Source organism: Terrabacter sp. Soil810 (assembly GCF_001429645.1).
Taxonomy (GTDB): domain Bacteria; phylum Actinomycetota; class Actinomycetes; order Actinomycetales; family Dermatophilaceae; genus Terrabacter.
In genome coordinates this window covers 522,738-543,204 of record NZ_LMSW01000011.1, presented here as the reverse complement: position 1 = coordinate 543,204, position 20,467 = coordinate 522,738, and the positions used below count along the sequence as shown (strand labels likewise).

Sequence of the window (20,467 nt, the reverse complement as noted above, 5' to 3'; positions counted from 1 at the left end):
CCGCGGCGGTCGCGGCGTGGCCGCCCCCACGGCATACAAGGACGCCGTCTTCCTCAGCCCGCACAAGTTCATCGGCGGCCCGAGCACGCCCGGCGTCCTCGTCGTGCGCCGCGAGCTCATGACCAACCGGGTGCCCGACGTGCCGGGCGGGGGCACCGTCGCCTACGTCAACCCCGACGCCCACGACTACCTCACCGACCCCGCGCACCGCGAGGAGGGCGGCACCCCCGCCATCATCGAGGCCATCCGTGCCGGGCTCGTCTTCAAGCTCAAGGAGGCCGTCGGCGTCGAGACCATCCGCGCCCGCGAGGACCACTTCCTCCAGCGCGCGGTCACGGCCTGGCGCGACGAGCCCGCCATCCAGATCCTCGGCAACCTCGAGGCCGAGCGACTGTCGATCGTCTCGTTCGTCGTCCACGCGCAGGGTGAGCGCTATCTGCACCACAACTTCGTCGTGGCCGTGCTCAACGACCTCTTCGGCATCCAGGCCCGCGGCGGCTGCTCGTGCGCCGGTCCCTACGGCCACTACCTGCTCGGCATCGACCTCGAGCGGTCGCACGAGTTCGAGCGCGAGATCGGTCGCGGCTGCGAGGGCATCAAGCCCGGCTGGGTGCGGGTCAACTTCAACTACTTCATCTCCGACGTCGTCGCCGACTACGTCATCGAGGCGGTCCGCCTCGTGGCCCGCGACGGCTGGCGCCTGCTCGGCGACTACGACTTCGAGCCCGCGACGGGACTCTGGCGCCACCAGGACGGCCCGGTCGAGCCGCCGCTGCGGCTGCACCAGGTGAGCTTCGACCAGGGTCACCTCACCTACCCCGCCCAGCTCGAGCGCGCCGGCGAGGACGCGCTGGCCGGACACCTTGCCGACGCGCGCGCGATCCTCGCCGCCGCCACGCCGGAGCGCTGCGACGAGGCGCACGTCAACGTCGACTTCGACCACCTGCGGTGGTTCGAGCTGCCGGTCCGCAGCCTCTCCCGCTGAGCGGTCGGCGACCGGGTCGTCGCAGGTCTGCTCGTCAGGGCACGAGCACCAGCTTGCCGCCGGCCCGCCCGCTGTCGCTCAGCTGCTGCGCCGCGGCCGCCTCGGCGAGCGGCAGGACGCGCGAGATCGTCGTCGTGACCTCACCGGACGCCCGTCGGGCCACCAGGTCGGCGAGCTCCTCCGCCGAGCGCTCCGACGTGCCGCTGAAGGTGATGTTCCGGGTGAAGGCCGCCGGGTCGGCGATGGTCACGAGCCGGTCGGCGCCGCCGAGCAGCTCGACGGATCCGTCGAGGACGCCGGCCCCGCTGGCGTCCAGCACGGCGTCCACGCCCGTGGGCGCGAGGGCGCGGACGCGCTCGAGCCAGCCCTCGCCGTACGTGGTGGGCGTGGCGCCGAGCGCCGCCACCCGGTCCTGGTTGGCGGCCGAGGCCGTGCCGATGACGGTGGCACCGCCTGCGACCGCGAGCTGCGTCGCGACCGCGCCCACTGCGCCGCTCGCCCCGTGCACGAGCAGCGTCTCACCGGGCCGCACGTCGAGCAGGCGCAGGACCCGTCGGGCCGTCTCGCCCGCGACGGGGAGGGACACGGCGACGGTGGCGTCGAGCGAGTCGGGCAAGGCGGCATACGTGCTCAGCACGGCGAGCTCGGCGTAGGCGCCACCCTCCGCGAACCCGACGACCCGATCGCCGACGGCGACATCGGTGACGCCCTCGCCCACCGCGTCGACGACCCCGGCGGCCTCGAGCCCGGGCACGAGCGGGAACGTCGTGTCAGGTGCTGCCATGAGTCCGCTGCGGGCCTTGCCGTCCGCGGGGTTGACCCCGACGGCCTCGACGCGCACCCGGACCTGACCCGGCCTGGGCTGCGGGTCGGGCAGCTCGGCCTCGTGCAGCTCCTCGGGTCCGCCGAACCGGTCGATGACGATGGCCTTCATGCTCTCTCCTGGTGCCCGGGCCGCCCGGTGGGTGGCGTCATCGAGACAACGACGAGAGGGGCCGGCGTATGCCGCCGCGTCCGCTCCGTGGTCACCGTCGGGTCCGCGTCAGGTCGCCCGTCGCGTCGGCGTCGAATGGGCGCCGGATGGGCGTCAGGTCTTCTACGGCCAGACCTGACGCGGATGCACGACCAGCTCGCCCAGGTCGACGCCGATGCCGATGGGGTCGACCTCGAGCAGCAGCGCTGCCGTGCAACGCTGCTCACCCGACTCCGGGTAGAAGACGTGCGCCGTGCCCACCGGGAGGTCGAAGGACTGCACGCGGTCGGGGTGCTTGTGCAGCAGGTAACCGAGGTCGTTCGCCACCGTCGTCTCCGTCGCGGTCGTCGTGATCGTCAGCAGGACGCGCTCATTGTGCGGTGCGGTGTGCACGGGCGACGCGCGGGCCGCCCTCGGAGACGCAGGTGCCGGGGCGCGGACGCGACGATCCGGCATGCTGGGCGCATGGACGCGCCTCTGCTCACCGGTGAGCGCCTCGCCGAGCTCGCGCTCGCGGGGCTCACCTACCCGGAGGTCGGCGCGACCCTGCGCAAGGGAGCCCTGCCGGCCGGCTACCGGCACCTGCGTCGACGCGCCGTGGTCGGGCAGGGCGCCGACGACCTCGAGCGCGCCACGGAGGCGTTGCTCGGCTGGGCCGTCCAGCGTGGGGCGGGCGTACGCGTGCTCCCGTCGAGTCCGCTCGTCCTGCCCGCGGTCGTCGCCGACCTGCGCGTCGGCCCGGGGCCGCTGTCCCTCCGGGCGCCCGTACGCGTCGTCGACGTCCTCGAGGGACCGCGTCGGCGAGGCTTCGCCTACGGCACGCTTCCCGGTCATCCCGAGAACGGCGAGGAGTCGTTCGTCGTGTCGATCGGCGACGACGGGGCAGTCACCTTCACCGTGCGAGCGTTCTGGCGACCCGCCGGCGCCCTGGCACGGTTGAGCGGCCCGGTCGGGCGCAGGGCCCAGCGCGGCATCACCGGCCGCTACCTGCGGTCGCTCGCGTCGCTCGTCCGACGCGCCACCTGAGGGCCGCGCACCTCGTGCGCGCGGAACTCAGTGCAGGAACGTCTTGGACACGACCATGACGATGCCGAGCAGGGCTGCTGCGAGCGACTCCCTGAAGGCCGTGCGCGGGCTCGAGCCGGCGGAGCGGGCCCCGAGGTAGCCGACCGCACCGAGCTCGATGACGGTGAGCCACAGGGCGAGGTCGACCGCGAGCGCGGTCTCGGCGCCGAGCAGGGACGCGACGAGGACGACCACGATGGCCGGCACCCCGCCCATGAGCACGCGAGACTCGTGCCGGATCGCGGCGGCCATCCGTCGCGGCAACGGTGACCGACCGTGGTTGAACTGGTCGGCGAAGGCCCGCACGTAGACGTCGGCGAGCCAGTACACGATGAGCACGAAGACGGACGCGACGACGACACGGGCCGCGGAGGGCACGTGGTTCGCGGTGGCGCTCATGACGGCGCCCGTGATGATCGCACCGTAGAGCAGTCCCGCCGGGTTGCCTCGGGCGATGAGTCGCGTGGCCCGCTCCCTGGCCGTCTCGTCCGCCACGTTCCCCCCTCAACGGCGCGCCGCCTGCTCGCGGCGCCTCGGGGCCAGCCTCCCGCGACGCGCTGTGGCGCGCCAGTGCACCGCACCCGCGAACGACGAAGGGCCCCAGATCTCTCTGGGGCCCTTCGTATCGCTGACGCGATCAGTAGCGGGGGCAGGATTTGAACCTGCGACCTCCGGGTTATGAGCCCGGCGAGCTACCGAGCTGCTCCACCCCGCGTCGGCAAGAGCAACGTTACGCGAAACCTCCCGCAGGACCAAATCGAGGCGGCGTCCGGCTCGAAACCGAGCTGACCGGGCCCGGAACGACCTGTGGCAGCACGCGATTCGCGTGCTGCCACAGGTCGTGCTCGATGACGGATCGTCAGGGCGTCGCCTTCGGCACCGACTGCGGCGATGCCTCCACCGCGCGCGTCAGGGCCTCCTTGAGCTTCGCCTGTGCCTGGCCGTAGGCGGCGAAGTCGCCGCGCTTCAGGGCGGCCTCGCCCTCGACGTAGGCCGCCTGTGCGTCCTTGAGCGCCTTGGACAGCGCCGCCGCGTCGGGGCTGCCCGGCGTCGACGACGGCGACGGGGTGGGCGTCGCGGTGCTGCCCGGCGTGGGCGTCGGGGTCGGCGTGGGAGTCGTGCCGTTGTCACCGGCCTGCGCACCCGACGAACCGCCGAAGAGGTCGTTGAGCGCTGCGTCGAGCGACCCGGCCCAGGCGATCTTGTCGCCGAAGGCGACGGCGACGGCCGAGAGGCGCGGGTAGGTGCCCGAGCCGGTCGAACGGGCCTGGACGTAGATCGGCTGGACGTAGAGCAGTCCCCCACCGACCGGGAGGGTCAGCTGGTTGCCGAAGATGACGCTGGCGCCCGTCGACGAGGTCGTCGAGATGAACTGCGCCAGTGTCAGCTGTCGGCCGAGGGAGGCGTCGTTCGAGGTGACGGACGAGGTCCGCATGTCGTTGTAGACGAGACCCGGCCCGTTGACCGAGCCTCCCGTCGTCTCGAGCAGCCGCAGCTTGCCGTAGTTGGGCGACTTCTTGCCGTCCTGGTTCCCGGCGTCGCCGTCGACCGCGAGGAAGCCCGAGAGGACGTTGCGGTCACCGGTCGGCATGAAGGTCGAGGTCAACGAGAACGCCGGGCTCGACTGGTCGGGCATCGCGAGCGAGAGGTAGTAGGGCGGCTGGGGTAGGTTCTCGGCCGGCTGCGTCGGGTCCTCGGGCACGCGCCAGAAGTTCTGGCCGCCGTAGAAGGACGCCGCATCCTGGTCGTGGTACTTCGACAGGAGCGTGCGCTGGACCTTGAAGAGGTCCTCGGGGTAGCGCAGGTGCTCCATGAGCGAGCCCTTGATGTCGCTGAGCGGCTTGACCGTGCCCGGGAAGATCGACATCCACGCCTTGAGCACGGGGTCCTGCTCGTCCCACTGGTAGAGCGTGACCGTGCCGTCGTAGGCATCCACGGTCGCCTTGACGGAGTTGCGCACGTAGTTGACCTGGCCGGCCTGCACGGCCCGCACCGACGTGCGGGTGCTCGTGACGGCATCCTCCGTCACCGTGTCGAGCGTCGTCGTCTGCGAGTACGGGTAGTTCGCCGAGGTCGTGTAGCCGTCGAGGATCCACTGCACCCGACCGTCGACGACGGCGGGGTAGGCGTTGCCGTCGAGCGTCAGCCACGGCGCGACGCGCTGGACGCGCTCACGAGGTGTGCGGTGGTCGAGGACGCGCGAGTCGTTGGTCACCGCGTCGGAGAGGAGGAAGTTGATCTCGCGGTACTTCACGGCATACGCGAGCCGCTTGACGGCGTCGAGCTGCACGCCACCCACGCCGGCGTAGGTGTAGTTGATCTGCCCGGTGCCCTGGGGGTCCGGGTAGTCGAACTCCTGCTTGTTGCCGCCGACGATGGAGTACTCGGGCGAGTTCTCGCCGAAGTAGATGCGCGGCTCGTACTTTCCGAGCGCACCCTCGGTGCCGATCTGCGACTCGATGAAGGTCGGACGACCGTCAGGTTCCCGCGTGTTGCCCTTGGCCGCGACGACGCCGTAGCCGTGGGTGTAGACGGTGTGGTCGTTGAGCCAGTTGCGCTGCCCGTCGGGCACGCCGTTGAGGTCGAGCTCGCGCGCGGCGATGACGGTGTCCTGGGACTTGCCCTCGAGCTGGTAGCGGTCGACGTCGAGCACGTCGGCGAACTGGTAGTAGCCCTTGCTCGCCTCGAGCTGCTTGAAGGTGGGGCTGACGACGTTGGGGTCGATGAGGCGGATGCCGGGCACCGTGGCCGCGTCGTCACGAAGGGCGTTCTGGGTGGCGACGGTCTTCGTGTCGTAGGAGTCGACCATGATCTGGTCGAAGCCGTAGGCGGCGCGTGTCGCGTCGATGTTGCGCTGGATGTAGGGCACCTCGAGGGACTTCTCCGACGGACGCACCTTGAGCGACTGCACGAGGGCCGGGTAGATGCCACCGACCGCGACGACGATGACCGCGAGCACCGCGACGCCGACGAGCGGCAGGCGCCACGAACGCGTCCAGATCGTCGTGAGGAACATGATCGCGCACATGACGGCGGCGAGCGCGAGGATGCCCTTCGTCGGGATGATCGCGTGCGACTCGGTGTACTGGATGCCGGTGATCTTCGTCGACTGGGCCGTCGCGAGGTTGTAGCGGTCGACCCAGAAGGCGATGGCGCGCACGAGGACGAGGGCGGCTGCGATGACCGAGAGGTGCACGCGGGCCGCCTGCGTCGAGCGCATCTTGGTGCCGGCCACGATGCCGCCGTAGAGGTAGTGCGTGAACGCGGCCGTGATGAAGCCGATGACGAGGATCATCGTCAGGAACGCGACGACGAAGTTGATCCACGGCAGGTCGAAGACGAAGAAGCCGATGTCGAGGCCGAACTCGGGGTCGGTGGTGCCGAACGGGCTGCCGTTGCGCCACAGCAGGAAGGTGTCCCACTGCGTCGCCGCCGACAGGCCGGCGAAGAGCCCGATCGCGAGCGGCGCCGCGATCGTGGCCGTGCGCCGCATCGGCTCGACGAGCTGGCGGTAGTGCTCCATGGCCTGCGTGTCGGGCGACGGGGCGTAGATCGGGCGGTTTCGGAAGGCGAAGTGGATGCTCGACCACACCATCGCCGCCGTCAGCAGGCCACCGACGAGGCCCAGCAGGACCTTCGTGACGATCTGGGTGCTGAAGACGCCCGCGAAGCCGACCGACTGGTACCACAGCACCTCGGTCCAGAACTGGGCCGCGATGGCGATGACCACGAGCAGCGCGGCCGCCACGACGAGTGACGTGACGAGCGGGCGTCGGGTCGGCGGCAGCGTGGCCGCGTCGGGGCGTCGGGGCTGGCCCGAGTCGTCGTCGTTGAAGTTGCCCGGCGGGGGGCCGAAGTTGCTGTCGCTCACGTGGAGTGCCTTGGGTGCTGGGGCGGGCAGGTGGTCGGGCGGACCCGTGGGCAGCCTCCTTCGGCCGCCTGCGGCAACCATAACCCGCGGCCTTGCGGCACCTGCCGCGTGATACCGCAACGTGACCCGCACGAGACCGCGCGATGTCAGGCCGGGTGGCCAGGCGGGCCGGCCGCGGGCGTTGTCAGCACGAAGGGAGCGAGCCGGTGTACGCCCGAGCCCGCGCCGGTCACCGGACGGCATACGGCAGCATGGGGGCGTGAACGCGCAGCCCGTCATCGACCCCCTCGCCATCGCCGCCCTCGACACCGAGCGCCACGTCGCGGCCTCCGGGTGGGACCAGCCCGCCCGGCTCTTCGCACTCGTGCGCACGGCCGACCTGCTCGAGCGCGAGCCCCAGCTGCGCGACCAGATGGGGCCCTCGGACCTCGCCGACGGGGCCCTGACGGCCATCGAGCAGGAGGGCCTGCCCACGACGAGCTCGCTCGAGACACTGCTCGGTCGGCTCGCCTGGCCCGACGAGGTGGACGGCTGCGCCTTCGCCATCGAGCGAATGGTCGTACCGCCGGAGGCCGAGCGCGAGCTGCCCTCGCGGGGCGACGACGCGGTCGACCACCTCGCGGCCCACCCGGACCGCAAGGACGTCCGGCTCGTCGTGGCCGTCCTGCGCGACGGCACGTCGATCTGCCTGCTGCGCCAGCGCGACCACGACTCGGACGACGCCGTCGCGACGGGCAAGGACATCGCCCCCGGGCTCGTCGAGGCCCTCAAGGCCACCTTCGAGGACTGAGCACCAGCGCCGGTCGGCGTGAGTCGGCGCCGGTCGGCGTCGCCCGCGTCAGCAGCGCGGCAGCGAGCCCGTCTGGCCCTTGGCGATGGCCTCGACCGCCGTCCGGGCCTCGTCGAACGTGCCCACCTTGAAGACGTCGAGCCCGTCGGGCACGTGCCCGACGACCTCGTCGCAGTTGTCGGCCGGGGCGAGGAAGGACGTGGCGCCGTCGGATCGGGCACCCGCGAGCTTCTGCCGGATGCCGCCGATCGGGCCGACCCGGCCCTGGTCGTCGATGGTGCCGGTGCCGGCGACCTGGTGTCCCGCGGCCAGCGGGCCGGGCGTCAGCTTGTCGTAGATGCCGAGGGAGAACATCAGCCCTGCGGAGGGGCCACCGATCGCTCCTGCGTCGATGGTCACCTTGGCGGGGAAGTCGTGGTCGAGCCCGAGCAGGACGCCGAGAGCGGTGCGGCCGCCCTGACCCTCGACGGTGGGCACGTCGACCGTCTGCTCCTTGCCAGCGCGCGTGAGCGCCAGGGACACGCTCTCGCCCGGCTTCTTCTTCTGGAGCGCGTCGCGCAGCACCTGCGTCGTCGTCACCGGCTCGCCGTCGATGCGCTCGAGCCGGTCGCCGACCTTGAGCAGACCCTTCGCCTTGGACGTGTCGGTGATGCCGGCGATGGCGACGTGGGTCGGCACGTCCTGGCCGATGGCGCGCAGCGCGACGGCCGTCGCCTCCTCCTGCGAGCCTTCCATCTGGATGGCGTTCTCCTCGGCCACCTGCTCCTGGGTGACCTGCGGGTCGAAGACGTCGTCGACCGGGAAGACGTCGCGGGCGGGGTCGACCCACGCCTGCAGGATGTCCCATGCGTCGACGGGATAGCCCGGGCCGCCCTCGACGCGCACCGTGGTGAACCGCAGCGCGCCGTCCGTCGGGTAGGTCGGCAGGCCCGAGATCGAGATGATCGGCTTGTCGTTCGCGCCCGAGGTGCCGAGGGTGTCCTGCGTCGGGCCGGGGCTCATGACGGCGTAGGGCAGGTGCACGACCGACCCCACCACCATGATGACGAGGAAGAAGAAGAAGGCGGCCAGGACCGCCTTGTTGCCGCGCGTCAGCCTGCCGCTGTCCTCACCCTCGAGCACCTCGGCACGCGTCGGCAGGTCGGTGCCGGCGGGCTGCTCCGGCACGCGCCTGATCGTCCTCACGGGAGCCCGACCCACTCGTCGGCGCCGTCGGCGAACTGCTGGTGCTTCCAGATCGGGATGGTCGCCTTGAACTCGTCGATGAGCTCGCGGCAGACGTCGAACGCCTCCCCGCGGTGCTCGGCGCTGACGCCGACGACGACGGCGATGTCACCGACCTCGAGATGGCCCACGCGGTGGACCACGGCGAGGCGCACGGAGCGCCCGTCGGCTGCGAGCCGCTCGGCGAGCGCCCGCGCCGACTCGGCCGCCTGCGGGTGTGCCGAGTAGTCGAGCGCCGCCACGGTCTGGTCGGCCCCCTCGCCGGCCGCGACACGCGCGGGCCCGTCGTGGTCGCGGACCGTGCCGACGAAGAGACACACGCCGCCGGCCCGGGGAGAGGAGACGCTCGTGAGCACCTCGTCGACCGACAGAGGTGTCTCACGGATCTCGGCAAGGGTGACCGTCACGCCCGCAATCGTATGCCGCCGCGCGGGCACCCGCGTCACGCAACCGCGCGCCGGGGTCGGGAACCAACGTGGTCGATCCGTGGTTGTCTTGGTGTACGGCCAGACGGCCGGCACGAGATCCGTTCGAGTGGGGATGAGCAGGCATGGCCGACGACCGTGGACGCGGTGACGACAACCACAGCGACAAGGACGACGTGTCCGGTGAGGTGCCTGGCGGCGAGCCCGCCGAGGGGCAGGGCGACCCCGCTCAGCAGGCCGACTCCGCTCAGCAGGCCGACTCCGCTCAGCAGGCCGCGTCCGACGACGAGGTCGGTCCGGCGGAGCCGGGCCGTGCGCCCGGCGACTCCCCCTTCGGTCTGCCGCTGAACCGCCCCGGAGGCGGCTCGCCCGGCTCCGGCTCCGGCCCGGTCGGGTTCGGCAGCGGGTTCGGCGAGGGCTTCCCGGGCCTGCCCGACCTCGGGGGCATGGACCCCTCGGACCTCGGCGCGATGCTCGAGAAGGTGCTCGGCGAGGCCGCCGACAACCCCGAGCTCGCCGAGGCGATGAAGAGCATGGGTGTCGACCCGCGCGACCCCGCGACTCAGGCCGCGATGCGGGCCCAGCTCGGCACCTTCATGGCCGCCCAGGAGTCGCCGACGGGATCACGCGACCTGGCGACCGAGGTCGCCCGCCGGCACGTGATGGCTGCCCAGGGCAACGACGTGCACGACGAGGCGGCGGCCCGCGCGGTCGCCGACGCCGTCGCGGTCGCGACCCTCTGGCTCGACGAGCAGACCACCCTCGCCTCCCCCGCCTGGCGGGCGACCGGCCTGAGCCGCGCCGAGTGGGTCGAGGCGACGATGCCGCGCTGGTTCGAGCTCATCGAGCCGGTCTCGGACGGCGTCACGGCCGCGACGTCCGACGCCATGCGCAAGCAGGTCGGCGAGCTCGGGCCCGAGGCGTTCGGCGAGGCGCTCCCCGAAGGCCTTCCGGAGGGCTTCGACCCGCGGCAGATGATCGAGCAGTGGGCGCCGATGCTCGGCAACCTCAGCCGCCAGATGTTCTCGGCCCAGCTCGGCCAGGCCGTCGGCACGCTCGCCACCGAGGTGGTGACCGGCACGGAGGTCGGCCTCCCGCTGACAGAGCCGGGTGTCATCGCACTCCTTCCGGGCAACGTCGCCGAGCTCGCCGAGTCGCTCGAGATCGACATCGCGCAGGTGCGGCTCTACCTCGCGGTCCGTGAGGCGGCTCGCGTCCGCCTCTTCTCCGAGGTGCCGTGGCTCGGACCGCAGCTGTTGTCGGCCGTCTCCGACTACGCCCGCAACATCACCATCGACACCGACGCCATCGAGTCGGCCCTGTCGACCATCGACCCGTCGGACCCCGAGGCGCTGCGCACGGCGCTGCAGGGCAACCTCTTCCGCCCGCAGCCGACGCCGGCCCAGCGTGCCGCGCTCGACCGTCTCGAGACCCTCCTCGCCCTGGCCGAGGGCTGGGTCGACCACGTCACCGACCGCACGACCTCGCGGCACCTGCCCCTGTCGGCGGCCCTGGCCGAGACGATCCGCCGTCGCCGTGTGGGCGGGGCGGCGCAGAAGACCTTCGCCGGTCTCGTCGGGCTCGAGCTGCGCCCGCGACGTCTGCGCGACGCGGCGAACCTCTGGGCCGCACTCGAGAGCGCCGGGGGCGCGACCCTGCGCGACGGCCGCTGGGCCCACCCGGACCTCGCACCCACGTCGGCCGACCTCGACGACCCGATCGGTTTCGTCGAGCGGGCGACCGGCACGACCCCCACGAGCGCGCTGCCCGAAGGCGCCGAGGGGCTGGGTGATGGGCTGGGCGCAGACCTCGACTCCGTGCTCCAGGGCATCCTCGAGGATGCCGACCGCGAGCGCGGCACGACGCCGGGCACGACGCCGGGCACGACCGCCGGCGACGCGGGCTCCCGCGGCGAGCAGCCCGACACCCACGACGCCGAGAACACCGAGGACGGCGAGGACACCGAGGACGGCGAGGACACCGACGGCGACGCAGGCCCCCAGCGGTGACCGGGGCGCCCTCCGCCCCTGCCGTGCCGACCGGCCCGCGTGGGCCCCTGCAGGGACCCGATGCTGCCGCTTGGCGCCGACTGCAGGCCGACGCCCTCGAGCGGCTGGAGTCGTGGGATCCCCCCGACGAGCAGCAGGAGCAGCTGCGCCGGGAGTTCCTCGACCACCTGCACACCCACCCCGACGCCATGAGCAAGGCCGGCCCACCGGCCCACCTCACAGGCAGCGTCATCGTGCTCGACGAGGACGGCGGGTCGGCCCTGCTGACCCTCCACCGTCGGGCGCGCGCGTGGTTCCAGTTCGGCGGCCACTTCGAGCCCGGCGACGCCTCGGTGTGGCACGCGGCCACTCGTGAGGCGCGTGAGGAGTCGGGCATTGCCGACATCTCGGCGTTTCCGGAGATCGCCCAGCTCGATCGCCACATTCTTTCTGGAGATTTTGGCGCGTGCCGCGAGCACCTCGACATCCGCTTCGCGGCCACGACTCCGCGGTCCGCCGAGTCGACCGTGAGCACCGAGTCCATCGACGTGAGGTGGTGGCCTGTGGACGCCCTGCCCGAGGGCACGCGCGAGGACCTGCGGCCGCTCGTCGACGCCGGTCTGAGGCTGCGGCGACGCTGACTCCGCGACCGGTGCGGAGCAGCGCGTGACGGCATACGTGCCCGTATGCCGTCAGGCCCCGCGGGCGGGCGTGCTCACTCGTCGCTGAGGTCGAGGCCGGCGGCGGCGGAGACGCCCTGGAGGTAGCCGCGCGCACGCTCGAGGCGGGGATAGCTGCGCAGCAGCGCCCAGAACTCCGGGCCGTGCCCGGGCTGCAGCAGGTGAGCCAGCTCGTGCAGCAGGACGTAGTCGACGACCCATCCCGGCATGCCACGGAGCTTGTCGGACAAGCGAATCGAGCCCTCCGCGGGCGTGCACGAGCCCCAGCGCGAGTTCTGGTTGGAGACCCAGCGCACACTCGCCGGGACCGCCCGTCCGCCGAGGTGCTCGCGCGACAGGGCGAGGGCACGCTGCTCGAGGTCGCCGTCGCTGCGCTGACGACGCTGCTCCGAGGCAGCGACCCGCGCCACCATGGTGCGCACCCACTCCCCCTCCTCGGCGCGGCTCATCCGTGCCGGGACGAGGACGACCAGGCGCCCCTCCTGTCGGTAGGCCGACACGGTGCGGCGACGCTTGGCGCTGCGGCGGACCTCGACGGTCACCCCGTCGACCACCGTGTGCACCACCTCACGTCGCACCGTCGCCATGAGGGCAGGGTAGGCCAGCGTGGGGACAACGCCCCGGAGCACGGGCCCGACACGGCCGCTCCCGCGCGTCATACCTCATCCCGCACGGGCGCGCCAAGCGGGGATGAGCATGATTTCGTGCTCAGCGTGCTCTAGGGTTGAACGAGTCGAGGTACCCGTCGGATGGGTGCCATCTACAAGGAGACATCAATGGCTGACGAGACCTACAAGGGCGAGTTCTACTGCGTGAAGTGCAAGGAGAAGCGCGAGGCCGAGGGCAAGGTTGTCGTGTCCGACAACGGTCGCCGCATGGCCAAGGGACAGTGCCCCGTCTGTGGCACGAACCTGAACCGCATTCTGGGCAAGGCCTGACCAGGTCGCGGCGGCGTCTCTGACGCCGCAGATCGAGGGGGCGGGACCACACGGTCCCGCCCCTTCGCGCGTGCCCGGGGTAGCGCGCGCCCGCCGTGCCCGGCCGGCGCGCGGTACCTGAGGCTCCCGGGGGCCGGACGGCGAGGCTGTGGACGACGGCCCCACGCACCCCGGAGCGGCTGCGAGCCTGACGACCGAGGGTGGCGCCCGCTGGTGGCGTCACCGGGTCTGGAGGTCCGATGTCCGCTGCTCCCGTGCCGCCCCACCCCCGCGTGCCCGTCTGGCTCCGGCCGCTGACGAGGCGACGAGGCGAGGTCCAGTTCGGCGTGCTGCCCGGCGGTCCGGTGGTCACGGGCGTCAGCGAGGCCGAGGCCGACCTGCTCGCGCAGCTCGACGGCGCCCTGCCCCTCGCCTCGACCGACCGGGTGGCGGCCGAGGCAGGCATCGACCTCGCCCGGTGGCGGGCGCTGCTCCAGCTCGCGACCGACCTCGGCGTGCTCACGGACCGTGTGCCGACCACGACGGACTCCACTGCTGCGTCGAGCTCACCGACGTCGCCGGACACCTCACCCGGACGCGTCGTCGTCGACGGCTGCGGCCACGTCGCCTCCGACATCGCCGAGGCCCTGGCGCAGGCCGGCACGACCGTCGTGCACGGCCGGGCCGCGGTCGACCGGGCGGTCGCCGCACCCCTCCGGCCCCGACCCGACCTCGTGGTGCTCGTCGGCTCGCCCCTCGTCGACCCCCGCCGCGGTGACCTGTGGCTGCGGCACGGCATCCCGCACCTGCCCGTGGCACCGGCCGGACCGCGCACCGTCGTTGGCCCCCTCGTCGACGGCTCCTCCGGTTCGCCCTGCCTGTGGTGCCTCGACCGGCACCGCGCCGACCGCGACGCGGCGTGGCCCATGCTGATGAGCCAGGCCGCGCCCACGCGGACGCTCTCGCTCGCCGGTCCGCCGGACGGCCTGCACGACGCCCTGGCGCCCGGGCTCGCGCACCTCGTCGTCGGCAGCGTGACGCTGCTCGTGACCGGAGTCCTCGAAGGTCACCCGCCCCCACCCGGGGTCTCCGTCGAGGTGAGCCTGCCGTGGCCGCGGATGGACCACCGCCGCTGGCCGACCCACCCGCTCTGCCCGGCGCACCCTGCCGCCGTCACGACGCCTGACACCGGTGCCCGCGCAGGTGCCCGCGCAGGTGCTGGCGGCTCCGCGGACGCGTGGCTCCGCCGCGGGGCGTGACCGCCGGCCAGGACGGAGGGACAGCCGTACGCGGACGGGCGCCACGCGTACGCCGTCGGACGTCCACGTCGCCGGGAACCCGGCGGAAGTCGGCGGGAGTCGGCAGAAGTCGGCGGAAGTCGGCGGGAGTCGGCGGGCGGCCCGGGCCGACCCGCCAAGGCTGGACAGATGGTCGGACGCCTCAGCCCGGGGGGGTACACATAGAGTCGAGGGTGGGGCGTCGACCCGCCGCCGCGCGATCTTTCGTGGTCGCCGGCGCCGGACCGACCGCTCGCGCCCGCACGAGACTGCCGACCGCCCGAGGAGGTGCGCCGTGACCGACCTGCCACGCAAGGCCGTCGTGCGCTCCGCCAAGCTCGCCACGGTGCCCCTCGGCTTCGCCGGTCGCACCGCCCTCGGCCTCGGCAAGCGGCTCGGGGGCCGGCCCGCCGAGATCGTGGCCGCCGAGCTGCAGGCCCGCACCGCCCAGCAGCTCTTCCAGGTCCTCGGGGAGCTCAAGGGCGGCGCCATGAAGTTCGGCCAGGCACTCTCGATCTTCGAGGCGGCCCTGCCCGAGGACCTCGCCGTGCACTACCGGACCATGCTGACCAAGCTGCAGGACAGCGCCCCGCCGATGCCGACGTCCTCGGTCCACGGCGTCCTGCGCGGCGACCTCGGCACGCGGTGGCGCAGCCGGTTCGAGTCGTTCGACGACCACCCCGTGGCCTCTGCCTCGATCGGGCAGGTGCACCGGGCCGTCTGGAAGGACGGCCGGGACGTCGCGGTCAAGATCCAGTACCCCGGAGCCGGCCCAGCGCTGATGAGCGACATCCGCCAGATCAGCCGGGTGGCCAAGGTCGCGGCGAGCTGGGTGCCCGGGATCGAGCTCGGCCCGATTCTCGACGAGCTGCGCGACCGGATGGCCGAGGAGCTCGACTACCGCCTCGAGGCCGAGTCGCAGGCGACCTTCGCAGCGGCCTTCGACGGCGACCCCGACTTCGCCGTGCCCCACGTCGTCGACGGCCGCGAGCACGTCATCGTGTCGGAGTGGCTCAACGGGCTCCCCCTGTCGCGGATCATCGCCGAAGGCACGCAGGAGCAGCGCGACACCGCCTCACAGCTGTACCTGCGCTTCCTGCTGGCCGGCCCGGCCCGGGCCGGGCTGCTGCACGCCGACCCGCACCCCGGCAACTTCCGGATCACCCCCGACGGCCGCTTGGGCGTCATCGACTTCGGGGCCGTCAACCGGCTCCCCGACGGCATGCCGCCCGAGATCGGGCCGCTGCTCACCACCGGTCTCGAGGGCAGCGCCGAGGACGTGCTCGAGGGGCTGCGCGCGATCGGTTTCGTCAAGAACTCCATCGACCTGGACCCGCAGCGCCTGCTCGACTACCTCGAGCCGTTCATGGCGCCCTTCCGCACCGACACGTTCACCTTCAGCCGGGACTGGCTCCGGGGCGTGTTCGCCCACATCAACGACCCGCGTCAGCCCAACTACGCCGTCGCCTACAAGCTCAACCTGCCACCCGAGTACCTCCTCATCCACCGCGTGTGGGGTGGGGGTATCGGGGTGCTCAGCCAGCTCGGTGGCACGGTGCACGGGCGAGCCGTCGTCGACGAGCTGCTTCCCGGCGCGGACCTGCCGCCCGTGGGCGACGACGCCTGACCGCTCGTCACCACCAGACGGGGTCGAGCTTGCTCTCGATCGAGCGGAGGTTCTCGCGGCTGCAGCGCTCGCAGGTCCACGTGGTGCGTCCGGCATCCGTGCCTCGGCTCCAGGTGCGCCGGGCCGCGGTCTGGTCCTCGGGCGGCGGGGTCGTGCCGCACCCGGAGCAGACGAGGGTCTCGTCACGGGCAGCGGCGTCGGTGGCCGCATCGGTAGAAGTGTTCACGGGGTTCTCCCTTCTCCTCCTTCGAGTATCCGCCGATCGGGGCGCCGTTCGTGGCGCCACGCGGGATCGCGGGTCGGACGGGAGGGGCGGGACGGCCGGCTCAGGAACGGAGTGCGAGTCCCCGGACGTGCGGAACCGCGGGTGACGTGCGCGTCACCCGCGGCTCGCTCACTCGATTCAGTTGTCCTGCAACGCGCCTCGAGGCGCGGTCGTTCACTTCTCGCTGTGGCGTCGACTGGCGCGGATCTCCTGGGCGATCAGCCGGGCGCTGCGACGGATGCCGCTGCGTTCCTGGCGCTGACTGCGCTGGTTGATCCGGTCGCGAGCCAGCATCTCGAGCTGGTTCATGACGATCTCCTGGTCTGTGGAAAGGGTTGCTGTCGGGGGCCATTGGCGTCTGGGTCATGCGTGGTCACGCAGGCTCAGGCAGCCACGGGGTGCTTGCGCGGACGGCCGCGGGGCCGCTTCCGAGCCACGATGGCGCCCTGGACGAGCAGCTGCCCGCCCCACACGCCCCATGGCTCCTGGCGCTCGAGGGCGCCGGCGAGGCACTGGACGCGCGCGGGGCAGAGCCCGCAGAGCGTCTTGGCGAACTCGACGTCCTCGGGTCGCTCGGCGAACCAGAGCTCCGCGTCGTAGTCGCGGCACGGAATGGTCTCGCCGACCTGCTCCGCCTCGGTCCTCATGTCGATCAGTTCGCTCAGCTGCATCGTTCTCACCTCCGTCTCCTGGGCGCCCGTGGTGGGGTGCCCCTGCTCACTCGTGTCTGGCTTGGCCCGAAGACCTGCACCGGTGGTGCGCGTCTCGGTCCTGCTGCTCGGCATCCGGGGAGTCATCTGTGTCCCTGATCTGTCAGGCACCCGGTCGGGTGCTCATCTGTCGGTGTCGGTGGTGCGGTGTGGAGCGGCATTCGGCCGGGAAACTCCCCCGGGAAACACGAAGGCCGCGGACCCGGTGATGTCGGGTTCGCGGCCTGGAGGTGAGGCTTCGGGTCTTGTCAGACCGGTGGCCTCCCAGAACGGGAGCGAACGACATCGAGGGTCTTGTAGGCGGGGAACGTGAGGCCGGCGACCGAGACGTCTCCCTGGATCGGAGCGCGGAAGTCGGCGACGCGGCCGCCCATGACGGCGGCGATGGACACAGTGGTCCCCTGCTCCGGAGCGTGGATGGCCGCAAGGCGGACCTGGCCGGTGGTCGGCCGCACACGCACGGAAAGGACGCAGGAGACTGCGTTCATCGTCATCGTGGTGTTGTCCATCAGGCCGACCTCCTCACTTCTGCTCACGGGCCCCAGCTGGCCACCGAGACCACTGGGCTTGACTTCGTCAAGGGTACGCGTGCGCCTCGCGGGCGAACAACTGATTTAACGAAGTTTTCCGAACTTATTTTGCGCGGGTGCTGCTAACCGGCGGATTCCTTTGCCGCAGAACGGTTTTCGATGAGTTCTTGCGGGTCGGCGCCGGCGAGGATGGCGAGGACGTCGCTGCCGTACTGCTCGAGCTTGCGCGCGCCGACACCGCTGATCACGGACAGTCCACCCTCGTCGGAGGGCGTCCCCTCTGCGATCGCGGTGAGCGTCGCGTCGGTGAAGACGACGAATGCCGGCACGCTCGCCTCGCGGGCCACGGCGAGGCGCCACGTGCGCAACCGCTCGAACGTCGCCTCGTCGTAGGTGGGTGGGCACTCGTCGCAGCGACCCGTCTTGCGCTGCGCGGCGGAGACGAGCTCGGCACCGCACCCACGGCAGTGGGCGCGGCGCGCCACCTTCGGCGCGGACCGTTTGGACCCGCTGGACTTCGCCTCGCTGCGGGCACCCTGGCCGAGGATGTCGGCGGCGGGCGCGAGGAACCTCGAGACGCGCCGCGTGGCCCGGGCCCCTGGGGTGCGGGCGCCGGACCACGACAGGAAGAGCTGCTTGCGCGCCCGGGTGAGTCCGACGTAGAGCAGGCGCCGCTCCTCCTCGACGGCGTCGGGTCCCTCGGCCATCGAGATCGGCATGAGCCCGTCAGAGGCACCGACGAGGAAGACGGTGTCCCACTCGAGGCCCTTCGCCGCGTGCAGGCTCGCGAGCGTCACGCCTTGCACGGCCGGGGCGTGCTGCTCGGCCGCGCGCCGCTCGAGCTCGGCGACGAGCTCGGGCAGCCGGGCCTCGGGGGCCGCGGCAGCGATGTCGTCGGCGAGCGTCGCGAGCGCGGTGAGGGACTCCCATCGCTCGCGGGTGGCCCCGCTGCCCGCTGGTGGCTCGTGCGACCAGCCCGCGCCGGTGATGACGTCGCGCGTGATCTCACCGAGGGCCTTCTCGCCGTCGTCGCTCCGGGCTGCGCCGCGGAGCAGCAGGACGGCGTCGCGCACCTCCTTGCGCGCGAAGAACCGGTCGCCACCGCGCACGAGGTAGGCGACCCCGGCATCCGTGAGGGCCGACTCGAACGCTTCGGACTGGGCGTTGGTGCGGAAGAGGATCGCGATCTCGGCGGCCTGGTGGCCACCGTCCACGAGCGTGCGGATGCGGTCGGCGACGGCTGCCGCCTCCGCCGGGTCGTCGGCGTAGCTCGTCAGCTCGGGCGCGGGACCCGGCTCGGACTGCGCCAGCAGGCGCACCGCCCCGTCGCGCGCCGCCTGCGTGCCCGAGGCGACGATCGTGTTGGCGAGCCCGACGATCTGGGGCGTGGAGCGGTAGTTGCGCACGAGGCGCACGACCTGGGCGCCCGGGAAGCGCTTGGGGAAGCCGACGAGGTGCCTCGGGCTGGCACCCGTGAAGGAGTAGATGGTCTGGGCGGGGTCGCCGACGACGCAGAGGTCGTTGCGCTCGCCCAGCCACTGGTCGAGGAGGCGCTGCTGGAGGTCGTTGACGTCCTGGTACTCGTCGACGACGAACTGGCGGTACTGGCCCCGGACCGTGCGGGCGATGTCCTCCCGCTCGTCGAGGATGCCGACGGTGAGCAGCAGGACGTCCTCGAAGTCGATGACCCCGCGGCGCTGCTTGACGTCCTCGTACGCCTCGAAGAGGCGTGCCATGGCCGTGAGGTCGAGACCCGGGGGCTCACGGCGCTGCTCACGGGCGCGGGCGGCATACGACTGCGGCGTCAGGAGGTTGACCTTGGCCCACTCGATCTCGGCTGCCAGGTCGCGGACGGTGGTGCGGTCGAACTGCATGCGCAGCCGGCTCGCCGCCTCGGCGACGGCCGCGGCCTTGTGGCTCATCACCTCGGGGGCCGCGCCGCCGATGGCCTGCGGCCAGAAGAAGTGCAGCTGCCGCAGCGCGGCGGCGTGGAAGGTGCGGGCCTGGACTCCCTGCACCCCGAGCCCGCGCAGGCGCGTGCGCATCTCGCCGGCGGCGCGGGCCGTGAAGGTCAGCGCGAGCACCCGTTGCGGCTGCTGCGCACCCGAGTGGACGGCATACGCGATGCGGTGGGTGATGGCACGCGTCTTGCCCGTGCCCGCACCCGCGAGGATGCACAGCGGGCCCGGCGGGGCCATCGCGACCTCGCGCTGCTCCGGGTCGAGCCCGGCGAGGATCTGGTCGGCGGACGGTACTGCGCTCAGGAGCGATCACCCTTCGAGGTGGCCAGCACGCTCGCGGCGTGGTCCGGCACGTAGTTCTGCTCGTGCTGCGGCGGGCGTTCGTAGCCGCGCGGAGCGGGGCGCTTGGGCACGGGCGGCACGTCCGGCGTCACGGCGGCGTGCGGGATCGAGCTGAGCAGGTGGTGTATGACGTTGAGGCGCGAGCGGCGCTTGTCCTCGGACTCGACGACGTGCCAGGGCGCCCACTCGGTGCTCGTCGCGGCCATCATGATGTCCTTCGCCTCGGAGTAGTCCTCCCACCGGGTGATCGACTCGAGGTCCATCGGCGAGAGCTTCCACTGGCGCATGGGGTCCTTGGCCCGGCTGCGGAAGCGGCGCTCCTGCTCGACGTCGGAGACGCTGAACCAGTACTTGCGCAGGATGACGCCGTCGTCCACGAGCATCTGCTCGAAGAGAGGCGCCTGCTCGAGGAAGCGGGCGTACTGCGCGTCGGTGCAGAAGCCCATGACCCGCTCGACCCCGGCGCGGTTGTACCAGGACCGGTCGAACAGGACGATCTCGCCCGCCGCGGGCAGGTGGGCGATGTAGCGCTGGAAGTACCACTGCGTCTTCTCGCGGTCGGTCGGCGCCGGCAGGGCAGCGATGCGCGCGACGCGGGGGCTGAGGTACTCGGTGATGCGCTTGATGGCCGACCCCTTGCCGGCGGCGTCGCGTCCTTCGAACACGACGACGACCCGCTGACCCGTCGCCCGCACCCACTCCTGGAAGGCGACGAGCTCGGCCTGAAGACGACGGACCTCGGTCTCGTAGACGTCGAGGTCCATCTTGGGGGGTCGTTTTGCGCCGCGCTTGGCCATGGGGTCATCCTTGCACCGAGGGACGACGCCCGTGGGGGCC

General features: G+C 72.2%; 21 protein-coding genes and 1 tRNA gene. 8 read left to right on the top strand and 14 right to left on the bottom strand.

The annotated features are described in order from the left end of the window. The coding region (locus ASG96_RS24135; protein WP_235509112.1) for an aminotransferase class V-fold PLP-dependent enzyme at positions 1–985 on the top strand (985 nt) is incomplete at its 5' end. Between the two features lie 34 nt (positions 986–1,019). On the opposite strand, the gene ASG96_RS08420 is transcribed toward ASG96_RS24135, so the two are convergent. Continuing rightward, positions 1,020–1,919 carry an NADP-dependent oxidoreductase gene (locus ASG96_RS08420; RefSeq protein ID WP_057587720.1) on the bottom strand — a complete coding sequence of 300 codons (900 nt, stop codon included), beginning with the start codon at positions 1,917–1,919 and terminating at the stop codon, positions 1,020–1,022. 162 nt (positions 1,920–2,081) lie between these two features. Continuing rightward, a complete protein-coding gene (locus tag ASG96_RS08415) occupies positions 2,082–2,351 on the bottom strand; it encodes a hypothetical protein (RefSeq protein ID WP_057587719.1) in 270 nt (89 codons plus the stop codon). A gap of 72 nt (positions 2,352–2,423) precedes the next feature. Here ASG96_RS08415 and ASG96_RS08410 point away from each other — a divergent pair, with 72 nt between their 5' ends. Further along, complete coding sequence (locus ASG96_RS08410; protein ID WP_057587718.1) at positions 2,424–2,984, top strand: DUF1990 family protein; 561 nt, start codon at positions 2,424–2,426, stop codon at positions 2,982–2,984. A 27-nt stretch (positions 2,985–3,011) separates the two neighbouring features. Here ASG96_RS08410 and ASG96_RS08405 read toward each other — a convergent pair whose 3' ends face one another. From ASG96_RS08405 to ASG96_RS08395, 3 genes are all read right to left on the bottom strand, one after another. Then, entirely contained in the window at positions 3,012–3,518 is a 507-nt protein-coding gene (locus ASG96_RS08405) for a hypothetical protein (RefSeq protein WP_056753224.1), read from the bottom strand. A 146-nt stretch (positions 3,519–3,664) separates the two neighbouring features. Continuing rightward, a tRNA-Met gene (locus ASG96_RS08400) sits at positions 3,665–3,738 on the bottom strand. Positions 3,739–3,882: 144 nt separating this feature from the next. Then, a complete protein-coding gene (locus tag ASG96_RS08395) occupies positions 3,883–6,894 on the bottom strand; it encodes a UPF0182 family protein (RefSeq protein WP_057587717.1) in 3,012 nt (1,003 codons plus the stop codon). Positions 6,895–7,153: 259 nt separating this feature from the next. Between ASG96_RS08395 and ASG96_RS08390 the strand changes: the two genes are divergently transcribed. Next, the gene (locus ASG96_RS08390) at positions 7,154–7,684 is read left to right on the top strand and encodes a PPA1309 family protein (RefSeq protein WP_082588521.1); all 531 of its coding nucleotides are present in this window, start codon (positions 7,154–7,156) and stop codon (positions 7,682–7,684) included. A 48-nt stretch (positions 7,685–7,732) separates the two neighbouring features. On the opposite strand, the gene ASG96_RS08385 is transcribed toward ASG96_RS08390, so the two are convergent. Both ASG96_RS08385 and ASG96_RS08380 read right to left on the bottom strand, forming a co-directional pair. Continuing rightward, positions 7,733–8,851, bottom strand: a complete 1,119-nt coding sequence (locus ASG96_RS08385; protein ID WP_235509111.1) for a PDZ domain-containing protein — start codon at positions 8,849–8,851, stop codon at positions 7,733–7,735. A 14-nt stretch (positions 8,852–8,865) separates the two neighbouring features. Beyond that, a complete protein-coding gene (locus tag ASG96_RS08380; RefSeq protein WP_056753216.1) occupies positions 8,866–9,315 on the bottom strand; it encodes a molybdenum cofactor biosynthesis protein MoaE in 450 nt (149 codons plus the stop codon). A 143-nt stretch (positions 9,316–9,458) separates the two neighbouring features. On the opposite strand from ASG96_RS08380, the gene ASG96_RS08375 reads away from it, so the two are divergent. Further along, positions 9,459–11,342 carry a zinc-dependent metalloprotease gene (locus ASG96_RS08375; RefSeq protein WP_082591693.1) on the top strand — a complete coding sequence of 628 codons (1,884 nt, stop codon included), beginning with the start codon at positions 9,459–9,461 and terminating at the stop codon, positions 11,340–11,342. Continuing rightward, the gene (locus ASG96_RS08370) at positions 11,339–11,962 is read left to right on the top strand and encodes an NUDIX hydrolase (protein WP_082591692.1); all 624 of its coding nucleotides are present in this window, start codon (positions 11,339–11,341) and stop codon (positions 11,960–11,962) included. The genes ASG96_RS08375 and ASG96_RS08370 overlap by 4 nt, the downstream gene beginning before the upstream one ends. Positions 11,963–12,036: 74 nt before the next feature. Here ASG96_RS08370 and ASG96_RS08365 read toward each other — a convergent pair whose 3' ends face one another. Then, the gene (locus ASG96_RS08365; protein WP_056754580.1) at positions 12,037–12,588 is read right to left on the bottom strand and encodes a M48 family metallopeptidase; all 552 of its coding nucleotides are present in this window, start codon (positions 12,586–12,588) and stop codon (positions 12,037–12,039) included. Between the two features lie 189 nt (positions 12,589–12,777). On the opposite strand from ASG96_RS08365, the gene ASG96_RS23770 reads away from it, so the two are divergent. The 3 genes from ASG96_RS23770 to ASG96_RS08355 all read left to right on the top strand — a co-directional run bounded on the left by ASG96_RS23770 (position 12,778) and on the right by ASG96_RS08355 (position 15,822). After that, entirely contained in the window at positions 12,778–12,939 is a 162-nt protein-coding gene (locus ASG96_RS23770) for a DUF5679 domain-containing protein (RefSeq protein WP_020143053.1), read from the top strand. A 239-nt stretch (positions 12,940–13,178) separates the two neighbouring features. Next, entirely contained in the window at positions 13,179–14,177 is a 999-nt protein-coding gene (locus ASG96_RS08360) for a hypothetical protein (RefSeq protein ID WP_057587715.1), read from the top strand. A gap of 313 nt (positions 14,178–14,490) precedes the next feature. Beyond that, the gene (locus tag ASG96_RS08355) at positions 14,491–15,822 is read left to right on the top strand and encodes an AarF/ABC1/UbiB kinase family protein (protein WP_056753211.1); all 1,332 of its coding nucleotides are present in this window, start codon (positions 14,491–14,493) and stop codon (positions 15,820–15,822) included. A 7-nt stretch (positions 15,823–15,829) separates the two neighbouring features. Here the strand turns inward: ASG96_RS08355 and ASG96_RS08350 are convergent, their stop codons facing one another. From ASG96_RS08350 to ppk2, 6 genes are all read right to left on the bottom strand, one after another. Then, the gene (locus tag ASG96_RS08350; protein ID WP_056753207.1) at positions 15,830–16,048 is read right to left on the bottom strand and encodes a hypothetical protein; all 219 of its coding nucleotides are present in this window, start codon (positions 16,046–16,048) and stop codon (positions 15,830–15,832) included. A 213-nt stretch (positions 16,049–16,261) separates the two neighbouring features. Beyond that, the gene (locus tag ASG96_RS24465; protein WP_255358547.1) at positions 16,262–16,396 is read right to left on the bottom strand and encodes a hypothetical protein; all 135 of its coding nucleotides are present in this window, start codon (positions 16,394–16,396) and stop codon (positions 16,262–16,264) included. Between the two features lie 74 nt (positions 16,397–16,470). Beyond that, positions 16,471–16,758: a WhiB family transcriptional regulator gene (locus ASG96_RS08345; protein ID WP_020143058.1), complete on the bottom strand. Its 288-nt coding sequence runs from the start codon at positions 16,756–16,758 to the stop codon at positions 16,471–16,473. Positions 16,759–17,045: 287 nt separating this feature from the next. Then, on the bottom strand, positions 17,046–17,306 hold the full coding sequence (locus tag ASG96_RS08340) for a hypothetical protein (protein ID WP_057587714.1): 261 nt from the start codon (positions 17,304–17,306) through the stop codon (positions 17,046–17,048). 143 nt (positions 17,307–17,449) lie between these two features. Then, a complete protein-coding gene (locus ASG96_RS08335; RefSeq protein WP_304437880.1) occupies positions 17,450–19,564 on the bottom strand; it encodes an ATP-dependent DNA helicase UvrD2 in 2,115 nt (704 codons plus the stop codon). A 23-nt stretch (positions 19,565–19,587) separates the two neighbouring features. Then, positions 19,588–20,427 (bottom strand): polyphosphate kinase 2, encoded by an 840-nt coding sequence (gene ppk2 / locus ASG96_RS08330; protein ID WP_056753200.1) that lies wholly within the window; start codon positions 20,425–20,427, stop codon positions 19,588–19,590. Positions 20,428–20,467 lie beyond the last annotated feature (40 nt).